The 23,734-nt window shown below is 69.5% G+C and carries 20 protein-coding genes and 1 pseudogene; 13 read left to right on the top strand and 8 right to left on the bottom strand.

Annotation, left to right across the window (positions count from 1 at the left end):
* The first annotated feature begins 66 nt into the window (after positions 1-66).
* A complete protein-coding gene (locus ACJ512_RS29380) occupies positions 67-849 on the top strand; it encodes a DUF2470 domain-containing protein (protein WP_407687835.1) in 783 nt (260 codons plus the stop codon).
* A gap of 10 nt (positions 850-859) precedes the next feature.
* Positions 860-2,038: pseudogene (locus ACJ512_RS29385) on the top strand (LCP family protein); the annotation flags it as partial.
* Here the strand turns inward: ACJ512_RS29385 and ACJ512_RS29390 are convergent.
* Together ACJ512_RS29390 and ACJ512_RS29395 are read right to left on the bottom strand one after the other, a co-directional pair.
* A complete protein-coding gene (locus tag ACJ512_RS29390; RefSeq protein WP_407689762.1) occupies positions 2,002-2,859 on the bottom strand; it encodes a glycerophosphodiester phosphodiesterase in 858 nt (285 codons plus the stop codon). The pseudogene ACJ512_RS29385 and the gene ACJ512_RS29390 sit on opposite strands and share 37 nt — an antisense overlap.
* 4 nt (positions 2,860-2,863) lie before the next feature.
* Positions 2,864-3,940: a DUF4328 domain-containing protein gene (locus tag ACJ512_RS29395; RefSeq protein ID WP_461479922.1), complete on the bottom strand. Its 1,077-nt coding sequence runs from the start codon at positions 3,938-3,940 to the stop codon at positions 2,864-2,866.
* A 398-nt stretch (positions 3,941-4,338) separates the two neighbouring features.
* On the opposite strand from ACJ512_RS29395, the gene ACJ512_RS29400 reads away from it, so the two are divergent.
* From ACJ512_RS29400 to rraA, 8 genes are all read left to right on the top strand, one after another.
* Complete coding sequence (locus tag ACJ512_RS29400; protein ID WP_369736335.1) at positions 4,339-4,494, top strand: hypothetical protein; 156 nt, start codon at positions 4,339-4,341, stop codon at positions 4,492-4,494.
* 172 nt (positions 4,495-4,666) lie between these two features.
* A complete protein-coding gene (locus ACJ512_RS29405; protein WP_407689504.1) occupies positions 4,667-5,290 on the top strand; it encodes a superoxide dismutase in 624 nt (207 codons plus the stop codon).
* A 179-nt stretch (positions 5,291-5,469) separates the two neighbouring features.
* On the top strand, positions 5,470-6,003 hold the full coding sequence (locus ACJ512_RS29410; RefSeq protein WP_369736333.1) for a peptidase: 534 nt from the start codon (positions 5,470-5,472) through the stop codon (positions 6,001-6,003).
* 668 nt (positions 6,004-6,671) lie between these two features.
* A complete protein-coding gene (locus tag ACJ512_RS29415) occupies positions 6,672-7,088 on the top strand; it encodes a transcriptional regulator (protein ID WP_407689503.1) in 417 nt (138 codons plus the stop codon).
* 67 nt (positions 7,089-7,155) lie between these two features.
* Entirely contained in the window at positions 7,156-7,830 is a 675-nt protein-coding gene (locus tag ACJ512_RS29420; protein ID WP_407689502.1) for a DUF6474 family protein, read from the top strand.
* Position 7,831: 1 nt separating this feature from the next.
* Entirely contained in the window at positions 7,832-8,359 is a 528-nt protein-coding gene (locus ACJ512_RS29425; RefSeq protein ID WP_407689501.1) for a copper resistance CopC family protein, read from the top strand.
* 98 nt (positions 8,360-8,457) lie between these two features.
* Complete coding sequence (locus tag ACJ512_RS29430) at positions 8,458-8,919, top strand: Rv3852 family protein (RefSeq protein WP_407689500.1); 462 nt, start codon at positions 8,458-8,460, stop codon at positions 8,917-8,919.
* 1 nt (position 8,920) lies between these two features.
* Positions 8,921-9,409 carry a ribonuclease E activity regulator RraA gene (gene rraA, locus ACJ512_RS29435; RefSeq protein WP_407689499.1) on the top strand — a complete coding sequence of 163 codons (489 nt, stop codon included), beginning with the start codon at positions 8,921-8,923 and terminating at the stop codon, positions 9,407-9,409.
* Here the strand turns inward: rraA and ACJ512_RS29440 are convergent.
* Positions 9,406-10,875 carry a flavin-containing monooxygenase gene (locus tag ACJ512_RS29440; RefSeq protein WP_461479923.1) on the bottom strand — a complete coding sequence of 490 codons (1,470 nt, stop codon included), beginning with the start codon at positions 10,873-10,875 and terminating at the stop codon, positions 9,406-9,408. The two genes, rraA and ACJ512_RS29440, sit on opposite strands and share 4 nt — an antisense overlap.
* Positions 10,876-10,981: 106 nt before the next feature.
* Entirely contained in the window at positions 10,982-12,355 is a 1,374-nt protein-coding gene (gene ltrA / locus ACJ512_RS29445) for a group II intron reverse transcriptase/maturase (RefSeq protein ID WP_407689776.1), read from the bottom strand.
* Between the two features lie 582 nt (positions 12,356-12,937).
* On the opposite strand from ltrA, the gene ACJ512_RS29450 reads away from it, so the two are divergent.
* Together ACJ512_RS29450 and dinB are read left to right on the top strand one after the other, a co-directional pair.
* Positions 12,938-13,579, top strand: a complete 642-nt coding sequence (locus tag ACJ512_RS29450; RefSeq protein WP_407689178.1) for a TetR/AcrR family transcriptional regulator — start codon at positions 12,938-12,940, stop codon at positions 13,577-13,579.
* Between the two features lie 23 nt (positions 13,580-13,602).
* A complete protein-coding gene (gene dinB, locus ACJ512_RS29455; protein ID WP_407689179.1) occupies positions 13,603-14,802 on the top strand; it encodes a DNA polymerase IV in 1,200 nt (399 codons plus the stop codon).
* Here dinB and ACJ512_RS29460 read toward each other — a convergent pair.
* Together ACJ512_RS29460 and ACJ512_RS29465 are read right to left on the bottom strand one after the other, a co-directional pair.
* Positions 14,791-15,801, bottom strand: a complete 1,011-nt coding sequence (locus tag ACJ512_RS29460) for a PHP domain-containing protein (RefSeq protein ID WP_407689180.1) — start codon at positions 15,799-15,801, stop codon at positions 14,791-14,793. The genes dinB and ACJ512_RS29460 overlap by 12 nt on opposite strands.
* Positions 15,802-15,884: 83 nt before the next feature.
* On the bottom strand, positions 15,885-16,316 hold the full coding sequence (locus tag ACJ512_RS29465; protein WP_407689181.1) for a hypothetical protein: 432 nt from the start codon (positions 16,314-16,316) through the stop codon (positions 15,885-15,887).
* A gap of 47 nt (positions 16,317-16,363) precedes the next feature.
* Here ACJ512_RS29465 and ACJ512_RS29470 point away from each other — a divergent pair, with 47 nt between their 5' ends.
* Positions 16,364-17,221 (top strand): LLM class F420-dependent oxidoreductase, encoded by an 858-nt coding sequence (locus ACJ512_RS29470; RefSeq protein WP_407689182.1) that lies wholly within the window; start codon positions 16,364-16,366, stop codon positions 17,219-17,221.
* A 353-nt stretch (positions 17,222-17,574) separates the two neighbouring features.
* Here ACJ512_RS29470 and ACJ512_RS29475 read toward each other — a convergent pair whose 3' ends face one another.
* Together ACJ512_RS29475 and gltB are read right to left on the bottom strand one after the other, a co-directional pair.
* On the bottom strand, positions 17,575-19,050 hold the full coding sequence (locus ACJ512_RS29475; RefSeq protein ID WP_407689183.1) for a glutamate synthase subunit beta: 1,476 nt from the start codon (positions 19,048-19,050) through the stop codon (positions 17,575-17,577).
* A complete protein-coding gene (gene gltB / locus ACJ512_RS29480) occupies positions 19,043-23,626 on the bottom strand; it encodes a glutamate synthase large subunit (RefSeq protein ID WP_407689184.1) in 4,584 nt (1,527 codons plus the stop codon). The genes ACJ512_RS29475 and gltB overlap by 8 nt, the downstream gene beginning before the upstream one ends.
* Positions 23,627-23,734: the final 108 nt, after the last annotated feature.

Genomic DNA, 23,734 nt, shown 5'->3' on the forward strand with positions numbered 1-23,734 from the left:
AGCCCGTCCGCCGGCCTTGCGGCCTCCCACACCGTAAGTTAACTTAGGCTTGCCTAAGGAGGTTTGATGTCACCGTTGCCCGCCGCCGCGCCGACGACCGCCGAACGGATCCGCAGCGCGTGCGCCCGGGCCGGTGGCGCGCTGCTCGCCCTGGAGAGCGGCAGAGCGTGCGAGGCTCCCGTCGACACGCCCGTGCACCACCTGCTGCCCGACGGGTCGTTCGCCGTCGCGGTTGCGGCCGGCCGCGCCGCCTGTGGCTCCCAGGCCGTGCTGGAGCTGGCCGACCACGCGCCGCTGCCGCTGCGGGAGCCGGTCCGGTCGCTGGTCTGGGTGCGCGGCCGGATGCGGGAGGTACCGCCGTGCGCCGTCACCGGCCTGCTCGACCTGATCGCCTCCGAGGACCCGAATCCCGCGCTGCTGCAGGTGCGCACCCCGAGGTCCCGGTGCTCCGGGGACGGCGGCCGCTACGCCCTGCTGCGGCTCGAGATCGCCTCGGTGGTGGTCGCCGACGTCACCGGCGCCGAGGCGGTCGACGTGGCGGACCTGCTGGCCGCCCGGCCCGACCCGTTCTGCGCGATCGAGTCGACGCTGCTGTGGCACCTCGCCACCGCCCACGGCGACGTCGTGGCGCGGCTGGTGTCGCGGTTGCCGGCACCGCTGCGCCGCGGCCCGGTCCGTCCTCTGGGGCTCGACCGCTACGGCGTGCGGTTCCGCGTCGAAGCCGACGACGGTGACCGCGACGTCCGGCTGCCCTTCCACCAGCCGGTGCACGACATGCCCGGGCTGAGCCGGGCGATCCGCGTGCTGATGGGTTGCCCATTCGTCAACGGGTTGCGCGCGCGCCGCTAAATTGTCGGAGGTGCACGGCGAGAGACCACCGGACCGTCCGGGATCACGCCCGGAGCCGTCCCAGGTCATCCGCCGTGAACCGGCCCCGCCGCCCGTCGCGCCGACGAAACCGCCGGCGCCGCCGCCGCGCGCCGGCGGTTTCGTCGGCGCGCGGCGCGATACCGGCCGGGCGCCGGCCCCGCAGGGTCCCCCGCCCCGGCCTGCGGCGCCGCCCCGGCGCGGCAAGCGCCGCTGGGTGCGCGCGGCCGCGACGAGCCTGCTGGCGGCCTTGCTGATGACCGGTGCCGGCCTCGTCGGCGCAGCCGTATGGCTGGACACCGCGCTGCACCGCGCCCCGGCGCTGGCCGACTATCCCGATCGGCCCGGCCCGGGCCGCGGCACCAACTGGCTGCTCGTCGGCTCGGACAGCCGCCAGGGGCTCACCCCGGCGCAACAGCGGGAGCTGGCCACCGGCGGCGACATCGGCGGCGCCCGTACCGACACCATCCTGCTGGTCCACCTACCGCAGTTGTGGCGCCGGGCGGCCCCCACCGTGGTGTCGCTGCCCCGCGACTCCTATGTGCCGATCCCGGGCCACGGCAGGGACAAGCTCAACGCCGCGTTCACGATCGGCGGCGCACCCCTGCTGACCCGCACGGTGGAGCAGGCCACCGGGCTGCGCCTGGACCACTACGCCGAGGTCGGCTTCGGGGGTTTCGCCGCCCTGGTCGACGCGCTCGGCGGGGTGCGGGTGTGCCCGGACGCCCCGATGGACGACCCGCTGGCGGGCATCGACCTGCCGGCCGGCTGCCAGACCCTCGGCGGCCGCGACGCGCTCGGCTACGTCCGGTCCCGTGACACACCGCGGGCGGACCTGGACCGGATGACCAACCAACGGCAGTTCGTGTCGGCACTGGTGCACCGCGCCGCCGATCCCGGCGTGTGGCTGAACCCGTGGCGCTGGTATGCGGTGCCGCACGCGGTCGTCGGCGCCCTGACCGTCGGGCGCGACGACCACGTGTGGGACCTGGCGCGGCTCGGCTGGGCGCTGCACGGAACGACCACCACGTTGACCGTCCCGATCGGCGAGTTCGCCAGCACCGACGCGGGCTCGGTGGTGATCTGGAACCACGATGCGGCCGCCGAACTGTTCGACGCGCTCGCCGCCGACGATCAGCCGGGCACGGCGCCCTCCGCCGGGGGGCCGCCTTCGTCCAGCCCGCCGCCCCGCGCGTTCTGCAGCCAGGCCTTGGTGCGGCCCGGGTGGTGCGTCGCGAGCCAGGCCACCCCGATGTCCCGGCAGAAGTCGATGTCCTCGTACTCGTCGACGTTCCAGCAGTACACCGCCCTGCCCTGCGCGACGGCGCGGTCCACGAGTTTCGGATAGTCCTTCAAGGTCGACAGTGCGGGCCCGACGGCGGTGGCCCCGACGGCCGTGACCGCGCTGCTGGTCAGGTAGCGGGCGGTCTTGCCGAGCAGCACCGTGGGCAGCAGCGGCGCCGCGCGCCGTATCCGCCACACCGCGGCCGCGGAAAACGACATCACCACGGCGCGCGACCGGTCGGCGGACGCCGGCGCGGCGATACCGAACCGGTGCAGCAGCGCCAGCAGCTTGCTCTCCACCAACGAGCCGTACCGGACCGGGTGCTTGGTCTCGATGAAAAGCTTCACCGGGCGGTGCCAGTCGAGTACGAGCGAGACGAGCGAATCCAGCGTCAGCAGGCTGGTGTCGCCGTGCGTACCGTCCGCACGCCAGCTGTCGTGCCACGCGCCGTACTCGTGCTCGCGCAACTCGGCCAGCGTCATCGTGCTCACCAGGCCGGCCCCCGTGGAGGTGCGGTCCAGCCGCCGGTCGTGCACGCACACCAGGTGCCCGTCGCGGGTGAGCCGCACGTCGCATTCCACGCCGTCGGCGCCCTCCTTGAGCGCGAGGTCGTAGGCGGCAAGCGTGTGTTCGGGCCGACCGGCCGACGCGCCGCGGTGGGCCACCACAAAGGGATGCCCGGCGAGCACCTCGTCGGCCCACGTCATAGCACTATGCTGCCGGTTCCCGCCCCGGCAACTCAACAGGGCCGGCGGGCGCGTGCGCCTGGGGCCGGTCCGGCTGGTCCGGGGTGACCACCACCCAGCGATGCGCGGGGCGTTGCACCGGTTTGCGCTCGAATCCCTCGAAGACCCGGCCGAGCGCGGCCACCGTGACGGCCGCGAGCAGGTACGTCAGCACCATCATGACGGTGTTGTTGGCGATGCCCTGGGCGTCGGTGGCGAAGCTGGTGACGATCGCGAAGATCCACGCCACGTAGCCGACTACCCAGGCGATCCACCACTGCACGATCGGCCGGCGCAGCCGGGCGTAGTGGTCTTCCAGGACGGCCAGCTCGATGACGTACACGGGCGCCCACACCACGTTGGCCAGGGGCACCAGGCAGCCGGCCCACAAACCCCGGGCGGAGCGCGGTTCCGGCAGCCCGTGGTGCGACAACACGGCGGCACGCCGCGCGATCAGCCACCGGACCGCCGTCACCGCGCACACGGTCACCGCCGCGATCGCCGCCACGCTGGCCAGCACCCCCAGCCACTGCCCGGCCAGGGCCACCACCGAGTTGAGCAGCGTGTTCCGGTTGATCACCAACAGCACATAGCGCACGACGTAGACCAGGGCCGCGAGGCTGAGCACCAGCACGCTGACGAACACCGTGGTGCGCACCACGGCGGCCGGCGGTCCCGCCTTCGCCGGCGGCGGGATCGTCGCGGCAGCCTGGTCGACCCGGTCCGCCAGACCCCAGCGCGGCATGACGGCGTAGCGCGGAGTGGGCCCCCGGGACCGCCGTCCGCGCCGCGGCGGCGGGGCGGCGCCGGGGCGCACCGCGATCCACCGGAAGCCCGGCGGCAGCTGCGGCCGGGTGCGCCGCCAGGCTGCGGCACCGGACGCCGTGCGCGGCGGGGGACCGGCGCCCGGGCCCCAGCGGGGGTCGGGCGGCGGCGGTTGCGGCGCACCCGGCCCGGGCCCCGAGTGCGGCGCCAGCAGCGGGCCGCGGCAGCGAGGACACCATTCGCGCCGTCGCTCGCGCACGTTCCACCGAGTGCCGCACTGGGAGCACACCTGGATCACCGGACCAGCCTAAGGCGTGTCGGGAAAGGCCGGCCGCATGCCGCCGGCACGGGCCTCGTCCCGACCCACCCGGGGGCCGCTCGCTATCCACAGTTTCCACAGGTTTATCCACACCATGCTTCGGGGTATGGAACCCATCGATACTGGTGTCGTGCCCGAGGTGGGCCGTGGCTGTGGATAACCGCCGGCCCGCCTCGTCATGTCATCCTCATGCCACGGACAGGCCGGATCCGCCGCCGGGCGATGCCCGTTCGCCCTCCCGCCGCCGCCGAGAGTTGCCGGCGCCCCGCCCCGCCGCATTTTTCAGGACGGTTGCCAAGGGTTATGATCACGGTCACGAAAATATCCGTGTGACTCATCTCACTTCGGCGAGGTGTCGTGCAGGTGGAGGGCGACTAATGGCCACGCATTCGTTCGGTCCTGGTTCGCAGGGCCCCTCGAGCTCGTATTCCGGCTCGCCCGCGTGGAACCACAGCCACAGCGTCGCCGCCTTGCGTGCGGGCCTGATCGCGCTGCTCTTGCTGGCAGTTCTGGCGGTCATCGTGTTGTCCTGATTTCTCGTCTTGAAACGCCGCCGAACGGGTATGTCCGTCAATTGCCCATAGCGGTGATTCTTGCGGCGCGCGCGGTCATGGAGCAGGGTTGACCATGCCAGGCCGGCGCGTGGCGGACACGTGCGAATGAGCGTCAAGGCGATCAACTAACGATCACTAAGAAAGGAATGCTGTGGCCGAATACACCCTGCCCGATCTGGACTGGGACTACGCAGCGCTGGAACCGCACATCTCGGGCCAGATCAACGAGCTGCACCACACCAAGCACCACGCCACGTACGTCAAGGGCGCGAACACCGCTGTGGAAAAGCTCGAGGAAGCACGCGCCAAGGAAGATTTCGCCGCGATCCTGCTGCACGAGAAGAACCTGGCGTTCAACCTGGGCGGTCACGTCAACCACACGTTGTGGTGGAAGAACCTGTCGCCGAATGGCGGCGACAAGCCGACGGGCGAGCTCGCCGCGGCCATCGACGAGGCGTTCGGGTCGTTCGACACGTTCCGCGCCCAGTTCAACGCCGCGGCCACCACGGTGCAGGGCTCGGGCTGGGCGGCCCTCGGCTGGGACACCCTGGGCAACAGGCTGCTGATCTTCCAGGTCTACGACCACCAGTCCAACTTCCCGCTGGGCATCGTTCCGCTGCTGCTGCTCGACATGTGGGAGCACGCGTTCTACCTGCAGTACAAGAACGTCAAGGGCGACTTCGCCAAGGCTTTCTGGAACATCGTCAACTGGGAGGACGTCCAGTCGCGCTACACCGCCGCGACGACGAAGACCAAGGGCCTCATTTCGGGCTGACTCGCCATTCCCAGGCTGGGGCGCCGCGCGGTTGCGCGGCGCCCCGAGCTTTTTCGGGAATGTCGAGATCCCGGCCGCCGGTTGCCGTGTCGAGTTGCAACGCGCCGAAACCGCAGGCATGCTGAATTATTCGAGCTACCAGCGTGGTTATTTCGAAACGGACGCGCACGGAGGTCGAGATGGAAGCGGGATCGGGTGGACCGATAGGGATTTCTCCCTTCCATGCTCGCGGTGCCCTGAAAGGGTTTGTGATCTCCGGGCGTTGGCCCGATTCGACTAAGGAATGGGCTCAGCTCCTGATGGTCGCGGTGCGCGTCGCGTCGCTGCCCGGATTGCTCTCCACCACAACGGTGTTCGGTGCCCGCGAGGAGTTGCCCGACGAACCCGAGCCGGGCACGGTGGGCCTGGTCCTGGCCGAGGGCACCGTCTTCGGTGAATCGGCCATCCAGCCAGGCTATTTCGCCGACCATCAGCCCCCCGCGCTGCTGATGTTACATCCCCCCTCCGAAACCACCCCGTCGCTGCCGGAATGCACAGGTGCGGCGTCGGGATGCGTCCTGTTGCCGGGCCTGCCGTACCTGGGGCTCGAACACCGGGCGGCGTGGGTGGAAGCCGAAGCCGACGGGACGATCACGTCGATGGTCAGCCGCGTCGGCGTCGACCCGATCAGCCATCCCGACACCGCGATCCTCGCGATGCTGCTGGCGGCTTAGGGACGGTCGCACACTTCGGCAACCGCCGTCGCGGGGCCACCGGCTCGTTCGGCTGGTGGACAGCGGCAGCCAAGGTACCGGGCCCGAGATCCGGCGAGCGCCACCGCGCCCACGCCGCCGGTATGACTGCCGGCAAACACTGAGGATCACGCGCTTCGCACGGCGGCGCCCGACGGAAGTTTCGCCCCCGGACCCGCCACCCGCTCCGGAGACGGGCACCGGGCGGCACCCGCCCCGCCGGACCATCCTGCTCGGCAGCCGTAACCAAAGTGACACCAGGGGTTTTTGAGTGTCTTCGCAAACCGTCCCAAGGGGAGGCTGCTCCATCCGACAGCAAAGCGTTACCTTCGTTGCTCACCGCGCGCGATCGGTTGCGGTGATTTCGTCCGTCACCATCGTTCAGGCCAATTTGCGAAACGCTCGGCGGTCCTGGACCACGCCGGTCTGCGACCCCAATTCTGCGGATAACCTGTGAACTTAGCAGAATTGGTGGACAGGCGCGAGGAGAGATTGGAGGCTCGACGGGTGTAGGGCGAGCGGTCGCCGAGGCAGGCATCAGCGAATCGCCGCACGTTTGCAACTGAATGCGAATGTCAGCCCCGGCTGCCATGATCAGCAAATACACCTAAGAAACAGTCCACTTCTACAGCCCCGTGGAGGTCATATCGATGAGCACGACGTTTGCTGCCCGGTTGAACCGCCTGTTCGACACGGTCTATCCCCCCGGCCGCGGACCCCACACCTCCGCGGAGGTGATCGCCGCCTTGAAGTCCGAGGGCGTCACGATGTCGGCCCCCTACCTGTCCCAGCTACGTTCGGGAAACCGCACCAACCCCTCGGCGGCGACGATGGCCGCGCTGGCCAACTTCTTCCGCATCAAGCCGGCGTACTTCACCGACGACGAGTACTACGAGAAACTCAACAGGGAACTGACGTGGATGGCCGCGGTGCGCCACGACGGGGTGCGCAACATCGCGCTGGCCGCCCTCGAGCTCTCCCCGGAGTCCAAGCAGGAACTCTTGGCGCGGGCGGACGAGCTGCGCAACGCGGAGCGGATGGGCACCGCGGAACGTCTGGGCGCCTAGCCACGCCAACGCCTGCGCAGCCCCACCTGGCGGGCTGCCGCAGGTCCATTCCCATTAGTGTTGGCTCATGGGCCTGTTCCGCAAACGAAAGAGTCGCGCGACGCGTCGCGCCGAAGCCCGGGCGATCACCGCCCGCGCCAAGATGGAGGCCAGGCTCGCCGCCAAGAACGAGGCCCGCCGCATGAAAGACGATCGGAAGGCCTCCGAAAAGGCCGCGGCCAAGGCGCTCAGGGCACAGATCAAGGCGCAGCGCGACAGCGACCGGACGGCGCTGAAGGTCGCCGAGACGGAGCTCAAGGCGGCACGCGAGGGCAAGCTGCTGTCGCCGACGCGGATTCGGCGCGCGCTGACGGTGTCCCGGCTGCTCGCGCCGGTCCTCACGCCGGTCCTCTATCGGGCGGCCATGGCCGCCCGGGCGGTGATCGACCAGCGTCGCGCGGACCAGCTCGGCATCCCGCTGGCGCAGACCGGCCAGTTCTCCGGACACGGAGCCCAGCTGTCGGCCCGGGTTGCCGGATCCGAGAAGTCGCTGCGCCTGGTGCAGGAGAAGAAGCCGAAGGATGCCGAGACAAAGCAGTTCGTCGCCGCGATGACCGAGCGGCTCACCGATCTGTCGGCGGCCGTCCTCGCCGCCGAGAACATGCCCGCCGCGCGGCGCCGGGCGGCCCACGCCGCGATCTCCTCGCAACTGGACGGGATCGAGGCCGACGTGATGGCCCGCCTCGGACTGGCCGCGGTCTGAGATGTCCCTGCCCCACGGGCGTGCGGCCCGCGTCATCGGCGCCGCCGCCTGGTTGAGCCTGTTGCTGGCCACGCTGGCCACGCTGCAAGCCCCGATCGCGCTGGCGCACGCGACCCGGATCGCCGCGGATCCCGCGGACGGCGCCGACCTCACGGCCGGGCCCGACCGGGTGAGCGCCACCTTCGACGAGCGGCTGCAGCCCACGTTCGCGGCGATGACGGTGGTCGGTCCCGACGGCAACGTGTGGTCCACCGGGGACCCGGCGGTGCAGGGTGCGGTCGTCGGCGTCGCCCTGCGCCCGCTCGGGCCGGCCGGGACGTACACGGTCAACTACCGGGTGACGTCGGCGGACGGCCACGTGGTGTCGGGATCCTGGTCGTTTCGGCTGACGGTGCCGGGAACCGGCACACCGGGGCCGGCCGCGGCCCCCCACCGGGGCGGCGGCAACCCGCCGTTGTGGCCGTTCGTGGCGGTGACCGTGGCCCTCGTGGCCGCGGGCGGCATCTGGGCGGTTCGCCGCAGGCCGTGAGCGGCGCCGGTGTGGCCGAGACGCCGCCGCGCCTCCTGGCATGATGGGGCGGAGAGTAATTTTCGTGCGCGACGAGCATGGCGCAAAGGAGCGGCCGCATGGCAGACCCGCAAGAGCAACCCGATCACCAATCCGACGGCGCGCCGACGCCGCCGGAGAAGGCTCCTCCTGCCAAGGCGGCCAAGAAGATCGCGAAAGCTCCAGCCAAGAAAACCCCCGCCAAGAAGGCCCCGGCCGCGAACGCACCGGCCAAGAAGGCCCCCGCCAAGAAGGCCCCGGCCAAGAAGGCGCCCGCCAAGAGCCCGCAGCCCCCGGAAAAGCCGAGGGAGCCGGTCGAGCAACCCCTTGCTGCGGTGCAGCGGGCCGAAACCAACGGTGACCTCGCCGCTGCCGCCAAAGATGCTGCCGCACAAGCGAAGTCCACGGTGGAATCCGCACCCAACCCGGTGTCGCGCGACATTCCGGCGCCGGCCCCGGGACAGTCCCCGGCCCCCCTGATCGTCGCCGTCGCCCTCAGCCTGCTGGCCATTCTGCTGATCCGCCAGCTACGCCGCCGCTGAGGTGACCGTGGAATTCCGGCCCACCGCCGACCTCGTCGACAGCATCGGGTCCGACGTACGCAGCTGCGATCTTCAGTTCCGCCAATTCGGCGGACGCCCGCACTTCGCCGGGACGATCAGCACCGTGCGGTGCTTCCAGGACAACGCGCTGCTCAAATCCGTGCTGTCCCAACCGGGCGCGGGCGGTGTGCTGGTCGTCGACGGCGCCGGTTCGCTGCACACCGCGCTGGTCGGCGACGTCATCGCCGAGCTGGCCCGCTCCAACGGCTGGGCCGGCCTGGTGATCAACGGCGCCGTCCGTGACGCCGCCGCGCTGCGTGGGATCGACATCGGCATCAAGGCGCTGGGGACCAACCCCCGCAAGAGCACCAAGACCGGGGCGGGCGAGTGCGACGTCGAGGTCAGCCTCGGCGGGGTGACGTTCGCGCCCGGGCAGATCGCCTACAGCGACGACGACGGCATCGTCGTCGTCGCTGAGAGCGATGCCTAAACCGCTACGGGCGCGGGCTTTTTGGTGAACCGCAAGCCCTCGTCGTCGATTTTGCCGCGCCGGATCAGCAAGATGTCGCGCAGGTAGTTCTGGTTGAGCCGCCACGGCTTGCGCGAGCCCTGCTTGGGCAGCTCGTCAAGCGAGCGCAGCACATACCCGGGAGTGAACTCCATGAACGGGCGCTCCTCGACGTCGGACCCCGGGTGCTCGACCACCACGGTGTCAAACCCGTTGTCGTCCATGTAGTTGAGCACCCGGCAGGCGAACTCGGACACCAGGTCGGCCTTCAGCGTCCACGACGCGTTGGTGTAGCCGACGGTGTAGACCATGTTCGGCAGCCCGGAGAGCATCATGCCCTTGTAGGCCATCGTCTTGGTCAGGTCCACCGGCTCCCCGTCGACGGTGACGGTGGCGCCGCCGAACAGCTGCAGGTTCAAACCGGTTGCGGTGATGATGATGTCGGCGGGCAGCTCCTGGCCGGAGTTGAGCCGGATGCCGGTGGGGGTGAACCGGTCGATGGTGTCGGTGACCACCTCGGCCCGGCCCTTTCGGATGGCGCGGAACAGGTCGCCGCTGGGCACCAGGCACAACCGCTGGTCCCACGGGTTGTACTGCGGGCCGAAGTGCTTCTCCACGTCGTAGCCCTCGGGCAGCTGGCGTTCGACGAAGCCGAGCAGGGTCTTGCGCATGCGTTGCGGCCACTTCTGGCAGGCGCCGTAGAGCGCCGCCTGGCGCAGCACGTTCTTCCAGCGGATGACGGTGTAGGCCAGGTTGTCCGGCAGCAGGCGGTTGAGCCGCTCTGCCATCTTGTCGCGCTTGGGCTGCGAGACGATGTAGGTCGGTGAGCGCTGCAGCATCGTGACGTGTCCGGCGCCCGACTCCGCCAGCGCCGGAATCAGGGTCACCGCCGTGGCGCCGCTGCCGATCACGACGACGTTCTTGCCGGCGTAGTCGAGGTCCTCCGGCCAGTGCTGCGGGTGAATGATCGGGCCGGTGAAGTCTTGCGCGCCGCGGAACTCCGGGGCATAGCCCTGCTCGTAGTTGTAGTAGCCGCTGCACAGGAACAGGAAGGTGCAGGTGATCGTGCTCGGCGTGCCGTTGTCGTCGACCTGCAGCGTCCAGCGGTTCTCCGCGTGGGACCAGTCGGCGCTGAGCACCTTGTGGTTGAGCCGGATGTGCTTGTCGATGCCGTACATGGCCGCGGTGCCCTTGACGTAGTCGAGGATCGGCTTGCCGTCGGCGATGGCCTGCCGCTCGGTCCACGGGCGGAACCGGAAGCCCAGCGTATGCATGTCGGAGTCGGAACGAATGCCCGGGTAGCGGAACAGGTCCCAGGTGCCGCCCATGGCTTCGCGCTTCTCCAGGATGGCGTAGCTCTTGGCGGGGCAGCGATCCTGCAGGTGCCAGGCCGCGCTCACGCCCGAGATGCCGGCGCCCACGATGACGACGTCAAGATGCTCAGTCATTGGTAGTCGGGGGCGCGGTGCTCGTTGAGCCCGTTTCCCCTTCCCCCTTTCAATCCGTGCGTGCGGTTTTCCCGCACACGGCTTACCGATGATCTTCTAGACATGGTTACGCAGCTTTCGGGTAACGGATGGTGCCACGAAGCCGGTGCAGGCCGTGCCCGTTAAACCACTCTTCGGTCCACTGCTCAGCTTGTCCAGCACGCAGATTGCGGCCCCGCTTTCTAACCATCAAGCGAAACAACCGCCAACACACGTACCGGTCGATCTGGCGGAACTTAACGGCGGCATTGCCGGTACGAAAGTAGTTGCCCCAGCCGCGCAGAATCAGCGTCAACTCCGCGATCACGTCACGGATATCGAGACCGACCCGGTTGCGGCCGGTGCGGTCGCGCACCTTGGCCCGTAACCGGGCCATAGCCGTTTGACTGGGCCAGCGGTGCAAGTAGTAGCGGATGACCCGCTTCTGCTCCCACAACCGTCCCGACATGCGGGCGCGGAAATGACAGCCCAGAAAGTCCAGGCCCTCACGCCCTGCCCGCAGATCGACCACCTTCGTCTTCTCCGGATGCAGCCGCAACCCCAACGACGCCAGGATCTCTCCCACCGCCGCCAAAGCATGCTCGGCCTGTTCCGCCGTGCGGCACAACACCACACCGTCATCGGCGTAACGCACCAACTCACCCACCCCACGGGCAGCGAGTTCGGTGTCGAGCACATGCAGAAAGATATTGGCCAACAGCGGCGAGATCACCCCGCCCTGCGGGGTGCCCGCGACCGTCCGCTGGGTCACCCCCTCGACCATCACTCCTGCTTGCAGCCACAACCGCAGCAGTTTGAGCACCCGCCGATCCGAGACCCGCCTACCCACCTGCGTGAGCAGCCGGTCGTGGTCAATCTCGCCGAAGAAATTAGCGATATCGAACTCGACCACAAACACCTGGCCCTCGATGAACCCGGTCCGCAAGCGTTCCTTGGCCATCACCGCCGACCGCCTCGGCCGAAACCCGAACGAGCACGACAAAAAGTCCGCCTCGAAAATCGGTTCCAACACGATCTTGGCCGCCGCCTGGACCACCCGATCTCGCACCGTGGGAATCCCCAACGGCCGCTTACCACCTCGTGGTTTCGGAATCTCCACACGCCTGGCTGGCGCGGGAAGATACACACCCTCGCGAAGGTCACGACGCAACTCGCGCAACATGCGGTCCACGCCGTAGTCCTCCACCGCAGCCACGGTGATCCGATCCACCCCGGCCGCACCTTTGTTCTTACGCACCCGCTCCCACGCCTCCCACAGGACGTCACCCCTGTAGACACGGTCATACAGAGCGTGGAAACGCCGACCCTCAGACTGCTTGGCCGCAGCCCATAGCACCCGTTGCAGTTGTTGCACTTTCACCGGCGAGGCCACCAACGGCTCGTCGTCGGCTACAGCAAGCGATGGCTTGCCGGGGTAATTGGACCGAGTCACCTCGGTCATGCCCTGATGCTTACCCGCTTCGCGCGCGTGATCAAAGCAGGGGCCCTTCCCTCCCGGCGTGTCTCTCACGCCGATCAGCGGTACTACGACCCCCTCGGACTCCCGCTGCCCTCCAAAGGATTTCACCATCGGCTTATACCCTTGGTCTTTGCCTGACGCAGGCCAGGCAGACGGGTCTCTCCCCTTCCGAACCAGACTGTGTGCACGTGCCGCTCCCCATACCCCGGAAGGACCCGCCGAGCTAACCCCGGACCGGGGCTCGACGGACATAGGCCTTCGCCGTGACATGAGCGGCTCGGCTCCTCCGTTGTACATTTGACGAGGCTGCAGGACTCGCGCCTAGCGGCACTACGGCCCGCGCACTTGCTCCCTCCAAAGAGGCTCTCGACACCCCGCTTAGCCCGCCGCCTCTCAACGACGAACCGGGGCCTGCTACCCGGCGCTCCGGTGCCTACCGGGACGGGACTTACACCCGCAAGCCTGATCCAGCTTCTAGGACGCACCATGCGGCCACGCTATCAACACGGTGTCGAGTGCGTCAACGGACTGTCGAAAAACTCGACGCCGTGTAAAGTCGCTGCCGTGACCCCCACAGGCCAGACGCGCGCCCTGCGTGGCCGCCGCGCAATGCGCCCCTCCGGGGACGACCGGGAGCAGGCGATCCTGGCGACCGCCGAGCGACTCCTCGAGGAGCGTCCGTTCGCCGACATCTCGGTCGACGACCTGGCCAGGGGGGCCGGCCTGTCGCGGCCCACGTTCTACTTCTATTTCAAGTCCAAGGAAGCGGTGGTGCTGTCGCTGCTCGAGCCGGTGATCGCGCGCGCCGACGCCGAATTCGACGGCGCGGTACAGCGGCTACCCCAGGACCCGAAGCGGGTGTGGCGCAACGGTATCGACGCGTTCTTCACCGCGTTCAGCTCGCGCCGTGCGCTGGCCCGGGCCGCCACCGAGGCCCTGGCGACCAGCTCGGAGCTGCGGGCGGTGTGGTTGGGCTTCATGCGGAAATGGATCGACCAGACGGCGGCCATGATCACCGCCGAGCGGGCCCGCGGCGCCGCGCCGGAGACGATCCCGGCCACCGACCTGGCGACGTCGCTGAACCAGATGAACGAGCGCACCATGATGGCCGCGCTGTCGGCCGAGGTGCCGGCGGTCGACGAGGCCCGGGTCGTCGACACCCTGGCCCACATCTGGGTCAGCAGCATCTACGGCGAACCCGGATAGTTGTCGCCGCCGCGTGCGAACATATGTTCGTGCGGTGTGAGGCTTCCGTCCTGCACGCGGACCTGGACTCGTTCTACGCGTCGGTCGAACAACGCGACGACCCGGCGCTGCGCGGTCGCCCGGTGATCGTCGGCGGCGGCGTGGTGCTCGCGGCCAGCTACGAGGCCAGGGCCCACGGCGTGCGCACCGCGATGGGGGCGGCGCAGGCGCGCCGCCTGTGCCCGCACGCCGCGGTGGTGCCGCCCCGGATGAGCGCCTACACCCGCGCCAGCGAGGCCGTGTTCGAGGTGTTCCGGGACTGCACTCCGCTCGTCGAGCCGGTCTCGGTGGACGAGGCGTTTCTCGACGTCGCCGGTTTGCGCCGGGTTTCGGGGACGCCGGTCGACATCGCCGCGCGGTTGCGCGCCGACGTGCGCGCCCGCGTCGGGCTGCCCATCACGGTCGGCGTCGCCCGCACCAAGTTCCTCGCCAAGGTCGCCAGCCGGGAGGCCAAACCCGACGGCCTGCTGCTGGTGCCCCCCGAGAAGGAGCTGGCCTTCCTGCACCCGCTGCCGGTGTCCCGGTTGTGGGGCGTGGGGCCCAGGACCGCCGACCGGCTGCGCACCCACGGCATCGACACCGTCGCCGACGTCGCCGAGCTCGGCGAGTCCGCGCTGGCCTCCCTGGTGGGCCCCGCGATGGGCCGCCGGCTGTACGCGCTGTCGCACAACGCCGACGAGCGCCGGGTGGCCACCGGTGTGCGCCGCCGGTCCGTGGGTGCGCAGCGGGCGCTGGGCCGCGCCGGCACCGCCATGTCGCCCGCCGACCTGGACGCGGTGGTGGTCAACCTGGTCGACCGGATCACCGCCCGGATGCGCGCGGCCGGCCGCACCGGTCGCACCGTGGTGCTGCGGCTGCGCTTCGACGACTTCGGGCGCGCCACCCGGTCGCACACGCTGCCCTGGGCGACCTCGTCGACACAACCCGTCCTGGCCGCGGCACGGCAACTGGTCGCCGCCGCGGCGCCCCTGATCGGCGAGCGGGGGTTGACCCTGATCGGCTTCGCGGTGTCGGGCATCGACCGCGGCGGCGCGCAGCAGCTGATGCTGCCGTTCGCCGGGGACCGGCGCCCCGTCGACGAGGCGATCGACGCGGTGCGCGGCCGCTACGGCAGATCCGCGCTCACCCCCGCGGTGTTGCTCGGCCGCCAGACCGGCGTGGAGATGCCGCACCTACCCGACTGAGGCCGTCCACTCCAGCAATTCGTCCGCGGACCAGGTGTTGACGATCCGGTCGACGGGCACGCCGGCGTCCAGCGCGCGCTGGGCGCCGTAGCCCAGGAAGTCCAGCTGACCGGGGGCGTGCGCGTCGGTGTCGATGCTGAAGACGCACCCGATCTCGAGCGCCAGGTTCAGCAGCCGGGTCGGGGGGTCGCGCCGCTCGGGCCGGGAGTTGATCTCCACCGCGGTGCCGTGCTCGCGGCAGGCGGTGAACACCGCCTCGGCGTCGAACTTCGACTCGGGCCGGATGCCGCGGTTGCCGGAGACCAGCCGGCCGGTGCAGTGGCCCAGCACGTCGGCGTGGGGGTTGGAGACGGCGCGGATCATGCGCCGGGTCATGGCCGCGGCGTCCATCGACAGCTTGGAGTGCACGCTGGCCACGACCACGTCGAGGCGCTCCAGCAGCTCGGGTTCCTGGTCCAGGGCGCCGTCCTCGAGGATGTCGACCTCGATGCCGGTGAGGATGCGCATCGGCGCGAACTTCTCGCGCAGCCCGTCGATCACGTCGAGCTGCTCGCGCAACCGGTCCGGGGACAGGCCGTGGGCGATCGTCAGGCGCGGCGAGTGGTCGGTCAGCGCGCAGTACTCGTGGCCCAGCGCCGCCGCGGTGGCCATCATCTCCTCGATCGGCGCCGACCCGTCCGACCAGTTCGAATGCAGGTGCAGATCACCGCGCAGGGCCGTCCTGATCTCTCCGCCCCCGAGATCGGTTGCCGCGGAACGCAGGTCGGCCAGGGCGTCGGGTTCGCGACCCGACCACGCCTGCACGATGACCTTCGCGGTCTTGGGCCCGATGCCCGGCAGCGACTGCCAGCTGTCGGCCCGGCCGTGCCGCTCCCGGGCGGCGTCGTCCAGGCCCTCGACGACGTCGGCCGCGTTGCGGTACGCCATGACGCGCCGGGAGTCTTCCCGCGCCCGGTCCTTGTAGTAGGCGATCTGTCGGAGCGCGACTACCGGATCCATGCCTCCAGTGTGCCCGCCCCGCGGCGACTGCGAGCGCGGCGAAGCCGGGCGAAGCAGGTCACCGCCAAAACCCTGCCGCAGGCTCACCACAGCTGCCCGGCGACGAATCCCGCGAGCAGCACCGCGAACCCGCCGATCTCGCCGGCGATCAGCAGGGCCATCCCCAGCGCGAGGGTCCGGCCGGAGTTCTCGAACTGGTTCACGGTGTCACGCCGCGCGCCGTGGCCGACGTAGCTGAGGATGGCCGCGACGAAGAAGAACACGACGACGCCCGCCGCGGTCAGGTTCACCCACGCCGGCCAGGCGCTGAGTTCGACGAACACCGCGACCAGCAGCGTCGCGAACGAGTAGAGCAACGCCGCCCGGTGCGCGATGTCGACGTAGGGGTGCGCGCGGCGCTCGCCGGACGCCATGATCTGCCGGTACTTCCAGACCCCGAGAACCAGTGCCAGCAGGAAGATCAAACCCGCCGCCAGCAGCGTGACCCTGGTGTCGATCCCCAGCGCGTTGCCCACCGCTCGAGTTTAGTTGCGCGTCATAAAGATCGACTACCGTCGGGAGCATGCGATTCGCGTTCAAGACTTCCCCCCAAAACACCACCTGGGCGGACATGCTGGCCGTCTGGCGGGCGGCCGACGACATCGACGTCTACGAATCGGGGTGGACCTTCGACCACTTCTACCCGATCTTCTCCGACAGCACCGGCCCCTGCCTGGAGGGCTGGACGACGCTGACGGCGCTGGCCCAGGCCACCAGCCGGCTGCGACTGGGCACGCTGGTCACCGGCGCCCACTACCGCCACCCCGCGGTGCTGGCCAACATGGCCGCCGCGCTCGACATCATCTCCGGCGGCCGGCTCGAACTGGGGATCGGCGCCGGCTGGAACGAGGAGGAGTCGGGCGCCTACGGCATCGAACTGGGCGGCATCCGGGAACGCTTCGACCGCTTCGAGGAGGCGTGCCAGGTGCTGATCAGCCTGCTCAGCCAGGACACCACCGACTTCGACGGCAAGTACTACCGGCTCAAGGGCGCCCGCAACGAACCCAAGGGGCCGCAGCGCCCGCACCCGCCGATCTGCATCGGCGGCAGCGGCGAGAAGCGCACCCTGCCGATCACCGCGCGCTACGCCCAGCACTGGAACTTCGCGGGTGGCTCACCGGAGGACTTCGCCCGCAAGCGCGACGTGCTGGCCGCACGCTGCGCGGACATCGGGCGCGACCCGAAGGAGATCACGCTGTCGGCGCACCTCGGGCTGGACCGGGAACGCAACTACCGCAAGGTCCTCGACGACGCCGCCGCGCTGGCCGCCGAAGGCCTCGATCTGGGCATCGTCTACATCGCCCCGCCGCACGATCCCGCCGTGCTGGAACCGATGGCCGAGGCCATCCGGGATTCGGGCCTGTGGGACGGGGCGGAATAGCGGTCCGGCGTCATCGAGCAAACTCTCCGGCGAACCGGCGAGTGCGTGGTGAGGGGCGGTTACACGCCGAACAGCAACATCTCCTCGGCGGTGACCAAACGTTCGTTCTTGGCGGGAAATTCGCGGCTCTTTACGGGGTGGCGAAACCATGACCAGGCGATTCGCCCCACCCGTGACCGGGGTACCGGGTTGACATGCACAGTGATCACTCCTGCGGTCGGTCCAGTCAGCGCGACCCCACCGTGGCCCGTGGTGTGATGGAGCCCACTGCGAATCATTAGACACCCGTCGTCTGGCAAACGGGGCCAGACTCGCCGATTCTGTTATGCGTGTTCCTGACGTTACTACTGCGACTACTGAAGCGGCGCCGTCGTCGGCTTGACGGGCGCCGGCAGCGCCGTCGACCCCATCAGGTAGCGGTCCACGCCCGCGGCCGCGGCCCTGCCCTCGGCGATCGCCCAGACGATCAGCGACTGGCCCCGGCCCATGTCGCCGGCGACGAAGACACCGGGCACCGACGTCTCGAAATCGGCGCCGCGCGCGACGTTGCCGCGCTCGGTGAGCTTGACCCCGAGGTCGGTGAGCAGGCCCGGCTTCTCGGGCCCGACGAATCCCATCGCCAGCAGCACCAGGTCCGCCTCCAGCTCGAAGTCGGAGCCCTCGACCTTGACGAACTTGCCGTCCTGCATGGTGACCTCGTGCGCCTTGAGCCCGGTCACGCGGCCGTCCTTGCCGACGAACTCCTCGGTGTTCACCGAGAACACCCGCTCGCCGCCCTCTTCGTGCGCCGAGGACACCCGGTACATCAGCGGGTAGGTCGGCCACGGCGTGGATTGCGCGCGGGTGTCCGGCGGGCGCGGCATGATCTCGAACTGGTGCACCGCGATCGCGCCCTGCCGGTGCACGGTCCCCAGGCAGTCCGCCCCGGTGTCACCGCCACCGATGATGATGACCTTTTTGCCCTTGGCGGTGATCGGCGGCTGACCGTCCGGCCCGGCCTCCCCGTCGCCGAGCTCGCCGAGCGCCTGCTTGTTACCCCAGGGCAGGAACTCCATCGCCTGGTGGACACCGTCCAGCTCGCGGCCGGGCACCGGCAGGTCGCGCCAGTCGGTGGCTCCGCCGGCCAGGACCACCGCGTCGAAGTCGGCGCGCAGCGCCTCGACGGTGAGGTCGACCCCGACGTTGACGCCGGGCCGGAATTCGGTTCCCTCGGCGCGCATCTGGTCCAGCCGCCGGTCCAGGACGCGCTTTTCCATCTTGAACTCCGGGATGCCGTAGCGCAGCAGACCGCCGATGCGGTCCGCACGCTCGAACACGGTGACGGAATGACCGGCGCGGGTGAGCTGCTGCGCCGCGGCCAGGCCCGCCGGGCCCGAGCCCACCACCGCGACCGTCTTCCCGGTCCGCGTGTGCGGGGGCAGCGGCGTCACGAAGCCTTCCTCGAAGGCCCTGTCGATGATCTCGAGCTCGATCTGCTTGATCGTCACCGGATCCTGGTTGATGCCGAGCACGCAGGCCGGCTCGCACGGCGCCGGGCAGAGCCGGCCGGTGAAATCGGGGAAGTTGTTGGTGGCGTGCAACCGCTCGATGGCGTCGCGCCACCGGCCGGTGCGGACCAGGTCGTTCCATTCCGGGATCAAGTTGCCCAGCGGACATCCGTTGTGGCAGAAGGGAATACCGCAGTCCATGCAGCGGGTCGCCTGCTCGCGCAAGGTCTCGGAGTCGAAGTCCTCGTAGACCTCGTTCCAGTCGCGCAACCGCAGCGGGACAGGCCGGCGCTGCGGCAGTTCCCGATGCGTGAACTTCAGGAAGCCGGTCGGGTCAGCCATGCGCGGCCGCCATGATCGCCTTGTCGACATCCAGGCCGTCGCGCTCGGCTTCGGCGATGGCCTGCAGCACCCGCTTGTAGTCCCGCGGCATCACCTTTGCGAAATGCCGCCGCTGCCCGGACCAGTCGGCCAGGATCCGCTGCCCGACCGCGGAATCGGTGTTGTCGACGTGTGCCTGGATCATGCCGTGCAGCCATTCCTCGTCGTCGGACTCGAGGCTCTCGAGTTCCACCATCTCGGTGTTGAGATGTTCCGGCAGTTCACCGTCCGGATCGTAGACGTAGGCCGCCCCGCCGGACATGCCGGCGGCGAAGTTCCGGCCCGTGCGGCCGAGGATGACGACCTTGCCCCCGGTCATGTATTCGCACCCGTGGTCGCCGACGCCCTCCACCACGGTGTGCGCGCCGGAGTTGCGGACCGCGAACCGTTCGCCGACCACGCCGCGCAAGTAAGCCTCCCCACTGGTGGCACCGAACAAGATGACGTTGCCCCCGATGATGTTGTCCTCGGCCACGTAGTCCTGCGGGGCGTTGTCCGACGGGCGCACCACGAGCCGGCCACCCGACAGGCCCTTGCCGACGTAGTCGTTGGCGTCGCCGTAGACGCGCAACGTGATCCCCCGCGGCACGAATGCGCCGAAGCTGTTCCCCGCCGAGCCCTCGAACGTGATGTCGATGGTGCCGTCCGGCAGACCTTGCCCACCATAGGCTTTCGTCAACTCGTGGCCGAGCATCGTGCCCACCGTGCGGTTGACGTTGCTGATCGTGGTGGAGAACCGCACCGGCTTACCGGAATCCAGCGCCTCGCGGCTCATCACGATCAACTGCTGATCCAGCGCCTTGTCCAGGCCGTGGTCCTGACTCGAGCTGCAGTACAGGTCCTGGTTCATGAAGGCCGACTCCGGCTCGTGCAGCACCGGCGCCAGGTCCAGCCGGTGCGCCTTCCAGTGCGCACGGGCCAGCGTGGTGTCCAGCGACCCGACCTGCCCGACGACCTCGTTGAAGCTGCGGAAACCGAGCTGCGCCATGTATTCCCGGACTTCCTCGGCGAGGAACATGAAGAAGTTCTCCACGAACTCGGGCTTGCCGTTGAAACGCTCGCGCAGCAGCGGGTTCTGGGTCGCCACGCCGACCGGGCAGGTGTCCAGGTGGCACACCCGCATCATGATGCAGCCGGACACCACCAACGGCGCGGTGGCGAAACCGAATTCTTCGGCGCCGAGCAGCGCCGCGATCATCACGTCGCGGCCCGTCTTCAGCTGACCGTCGACCTGGACGACGATCCGGTCGCGTAACCCGTTGAGCAGCAACGTCTGCTGCGTCTCGGCCAGGCCAAGCTCCCACGGCGCCCCGGCGTGCTTCATCGACGTCAGCGGGGTCGCGCCGGTCCCGCCGTCGTGCCCCGAGATCAGCACCACGTCGGCGTGCGCCTTGGACACGCCCGCGGCCACCGTGCCCACGCCGTTCTCGGACACCAGTTTCACGTGCACCCGCGCCGAGGGGTTGGCGTTCTTCAGGTCGTGGATGAGCTGCGCCAGGTCCTCGATGGAGTAGATGTCGTGGTGCGGCGGCGGCGAGATCAGGCCGACACCGGGCGTCGAATGCCGCACCTCGGCGACCCACGGGTACACCTTGTGTCCCGGAAGCTGGCCGCCCTCACCGGGTTTGGCGCCCTGCGCCATCTTGATCTGGATGTCGGTGCAGTTCGTCAGGTAGTGCGACGTGACCCCGAACCGCCCGGACGCGACCTGCTTGATCGCGCTGCGGCGCCAGTCGCCGTTGGGGTCGCGGTCGAACCGGCCGACGTCCTCGCCGCCCTCACCGCTGTTGGATCGCCCACCCAGCCGATTCATCGCGATGGCCAGCGTCTCGTGGGCCTCGGCGGAGATCGATCCGTAGCTCATCGCGCCCGTCGAGAAGCGCTTGACGATCTCGCTGGCCGGCTCGACCTCGTCGAGCGGCACCGGCGGGCGCACGTCGGAGCGGAACTTCAGCAGCCCGCGCAGGGAGGCCATCCGCTCGCTCTGGTCGTCGACCAGGCGGGTGTACTCCTTGAAGATCTTGTACTGGCCGGTGCGGGTCGAGTGCTGCAGCTTGAAGACCGTCTCGGGGTTGAACAGGTGGTATTCGCCCTCGCGGCGCCACTGGTAGTCCCCGCCCACCTCGAGTTCGCGGTGCGCGCGCTCGTCGGGCCGGTCCAGGTAGGCCAGGCGGTGCCGGGCGGCGACGTCGGCGGCGATGTCCTCCATGGTGATCCCGCCGGTCGCGCAGGCCAGGCCGGTGAAGTACTCGTCGAGCACGTCCTCGGAGATCCCCACCGCCTGGAAGAGCTGCGCGCCCGTGTAGGAGGCCAGCGTCGAGATGCCCATCTTGGACATCACTTTGAGCACGCCCTTGCCGGCGGCCTTGACGTAGTTGTTGAGCGCCCTGTCGCGGTCGAAACCGTCGAAAACTCCCCTGTCGAGCATGTCCTCGATCGACTCGAACGCGAGATAGGGGTTGATCGCCGCCGCGCCGCAGCCGACCAGCAGCGCCATGTGGTGCACCTCGCGGGCGTCGCCGGTCTCCACGACCAGGCCCGCCTGGGTGCGCGTCCGGTCGCGCACCAGGTGGTGGTGCACGCCCGCCACCGCGAGCAACGACGGGATCGGCGCCATCGTCTCGTCGGATTCGCGGTCGGACAGGATGAGGACCCGGGCGCCGTCGGCGATGGCGGCCGACGCCTGCGCCCGCACCTCGTCCAGCGCGGCGGCCAGGCCCGCTCCACCCTCGGCCACCGGGTACAGACAGCGAATCACCGCCGAACGCATCCCGTGCGGATAACCGTTGACCTCGTCGTCCGGGTCGAGGTTGACCAGCTTGGCCAGCTCGTGGTTGCGCAGGATCGGCTGCGGCAGCCTGATCTGGTGACAGGATGCCGCTTCGGGCGTGAGCAGGTCGCGCTCCCCGCCGGTGGTGACCCGAAGGCTGGTCACCACCTCCTCGCGGATGGCGTCCAGCGGCGGGTTGGTCACCTGGGCGAACATCTGCTGGAAGTAGTCGTACAGAATCCGCGGACGCTGCGACAGCACCGCGACCGGGGTGTCGGTGCCCATCGACCCGATCGGCTCGGCGCCGCTGCGCACCATCGGCGCCACCAGCAGGTTGAGCTCTTCGTAGGTGTAGCCGAACGCCAACTGGCGCTTGACGAGTCGCTCGTGCGGCATCCGCACGTAGTCGCCCTGCGGCAGGTCCTCCAGCGGGACGAGACCCTTGTCGAGCCACTCCTGGTAGGGGTGCTCGGCGGCCAGCTCCGCCTTGATCTCCTCGTCGGCCACGATGCGACCCTGCGCGGTGTCCACCAGGAACATCCGGCCCGGCTGCAGGCGCATCCGGCGCACCACCTTGGCAGGGTCCAGGTCGAGCACGCCGGCCTCCGACGCCATGACCACCAGACCGTCCTCGGTCACCCAGATGCGCGACGGCCGCAGGCCGTTGCGGTCGAGCACCGCGCCGACGATGGTGCCGTCGGTGAACGTCATCGACGCCGGGCCGTCCCACGGCTCCATCAACGAGGCGTGGTAGGCGTAGAACGCCCGCCGCGCGGGGTCCATCGACTCGTGCCGTTCCCAGGCCTCGGGAATCATCATCAGCACCGAGTGGGCCAGGCTGCGCCCACCCAGGTGCAGCAGCTCGAGCACCTCGTCGAAGCGGGCGGTGTCGGACGCACCCGGCGTGCAGATCGGGAACAGCTTCTCGACGTCGGCTTCCGACCCGAAGATGTCGGTCTTGATCAGCGCCTCGCGGGCCCGCATCCAGTTCTCGTTGCCGGTGACGGTGTTGATCTCGCCGTTGTGGGCGATGCGGCGGAACGGGTGCGCCAGCGGCCACGACGGAAAGGTGTTGGTGGAGAACCGGGAATGCACGATGCCCAGCGCGCTGGTCAGCCGGTCGTCCTGCAGGTCCAGATAGAACGCCTTGAGCTGCGGCGTGGTCAGCATGCCCTTGTAGACGAACGTCTGACCGGAAAGGCTTGGGAAGTAGACGGTTTCGCGACCCGGACCGTCCTGGCCCGGGCCCTTGGTGCCGAGTTCGTGCTCGGCACGCTTGCGCACCACGTAGGCGCGTCGCTCCAGCGTCATGCCGGAGGCACCCGCCATGAACACCTGGCGGAAGGTGGGCATCGCGTCGCGCGACAGCGCGCCCAGCGACGAGTCGTCGGTGGGCACGTTGCGCCAGCCCAGCACCGTCAGCCCCTCGGCCTCGGCGATCTTCTCCACCGCGGCGCACGCGGCCGCGGCGTCCTTGGAGGACTGCGGCAAGAACGCGATACCGGTGGCATAGCTGCCCGGGGCCGGCAACTCGAAGTCCACGACCTCACGCAGGAAGGCGTCGGGAACCTGGATCAGGATGCCCGCGCCGTCACCGCTGCGCGGCTCGGCGCCCTGGGCGCCGCGGTGTTCGAGGTTGAGCAGCGCGGTGATGGCCTTGTCCACGATGTCGCGGCTACGCCGGCCGTGCATGTCGACGACCATGGCTACCCCGCACGAATCGTGCTCGAACGCGGGGTTATACAACCCGACGCGCTTGGGCGTCATATGCACCTGACCCTTCACCTGAACGTTCTGCGCGGCCGCCGATCCTTCGGGCCGCTCCGCTGAGGCCGCACCCGGAGGTTGCGGGCTCACACCCCTTCGGTCTTGTCG

The sequence above is a fragment of the Mycobacterium cajalii genome, assembly GCF_045809005.2.
In the GTDB taxonomy this organism is placed as follows: Bacteria; Actinomycetota; Actinomycetes; order Mycobacteriales; family Mycobacteriaceae; genus Mycobacterium.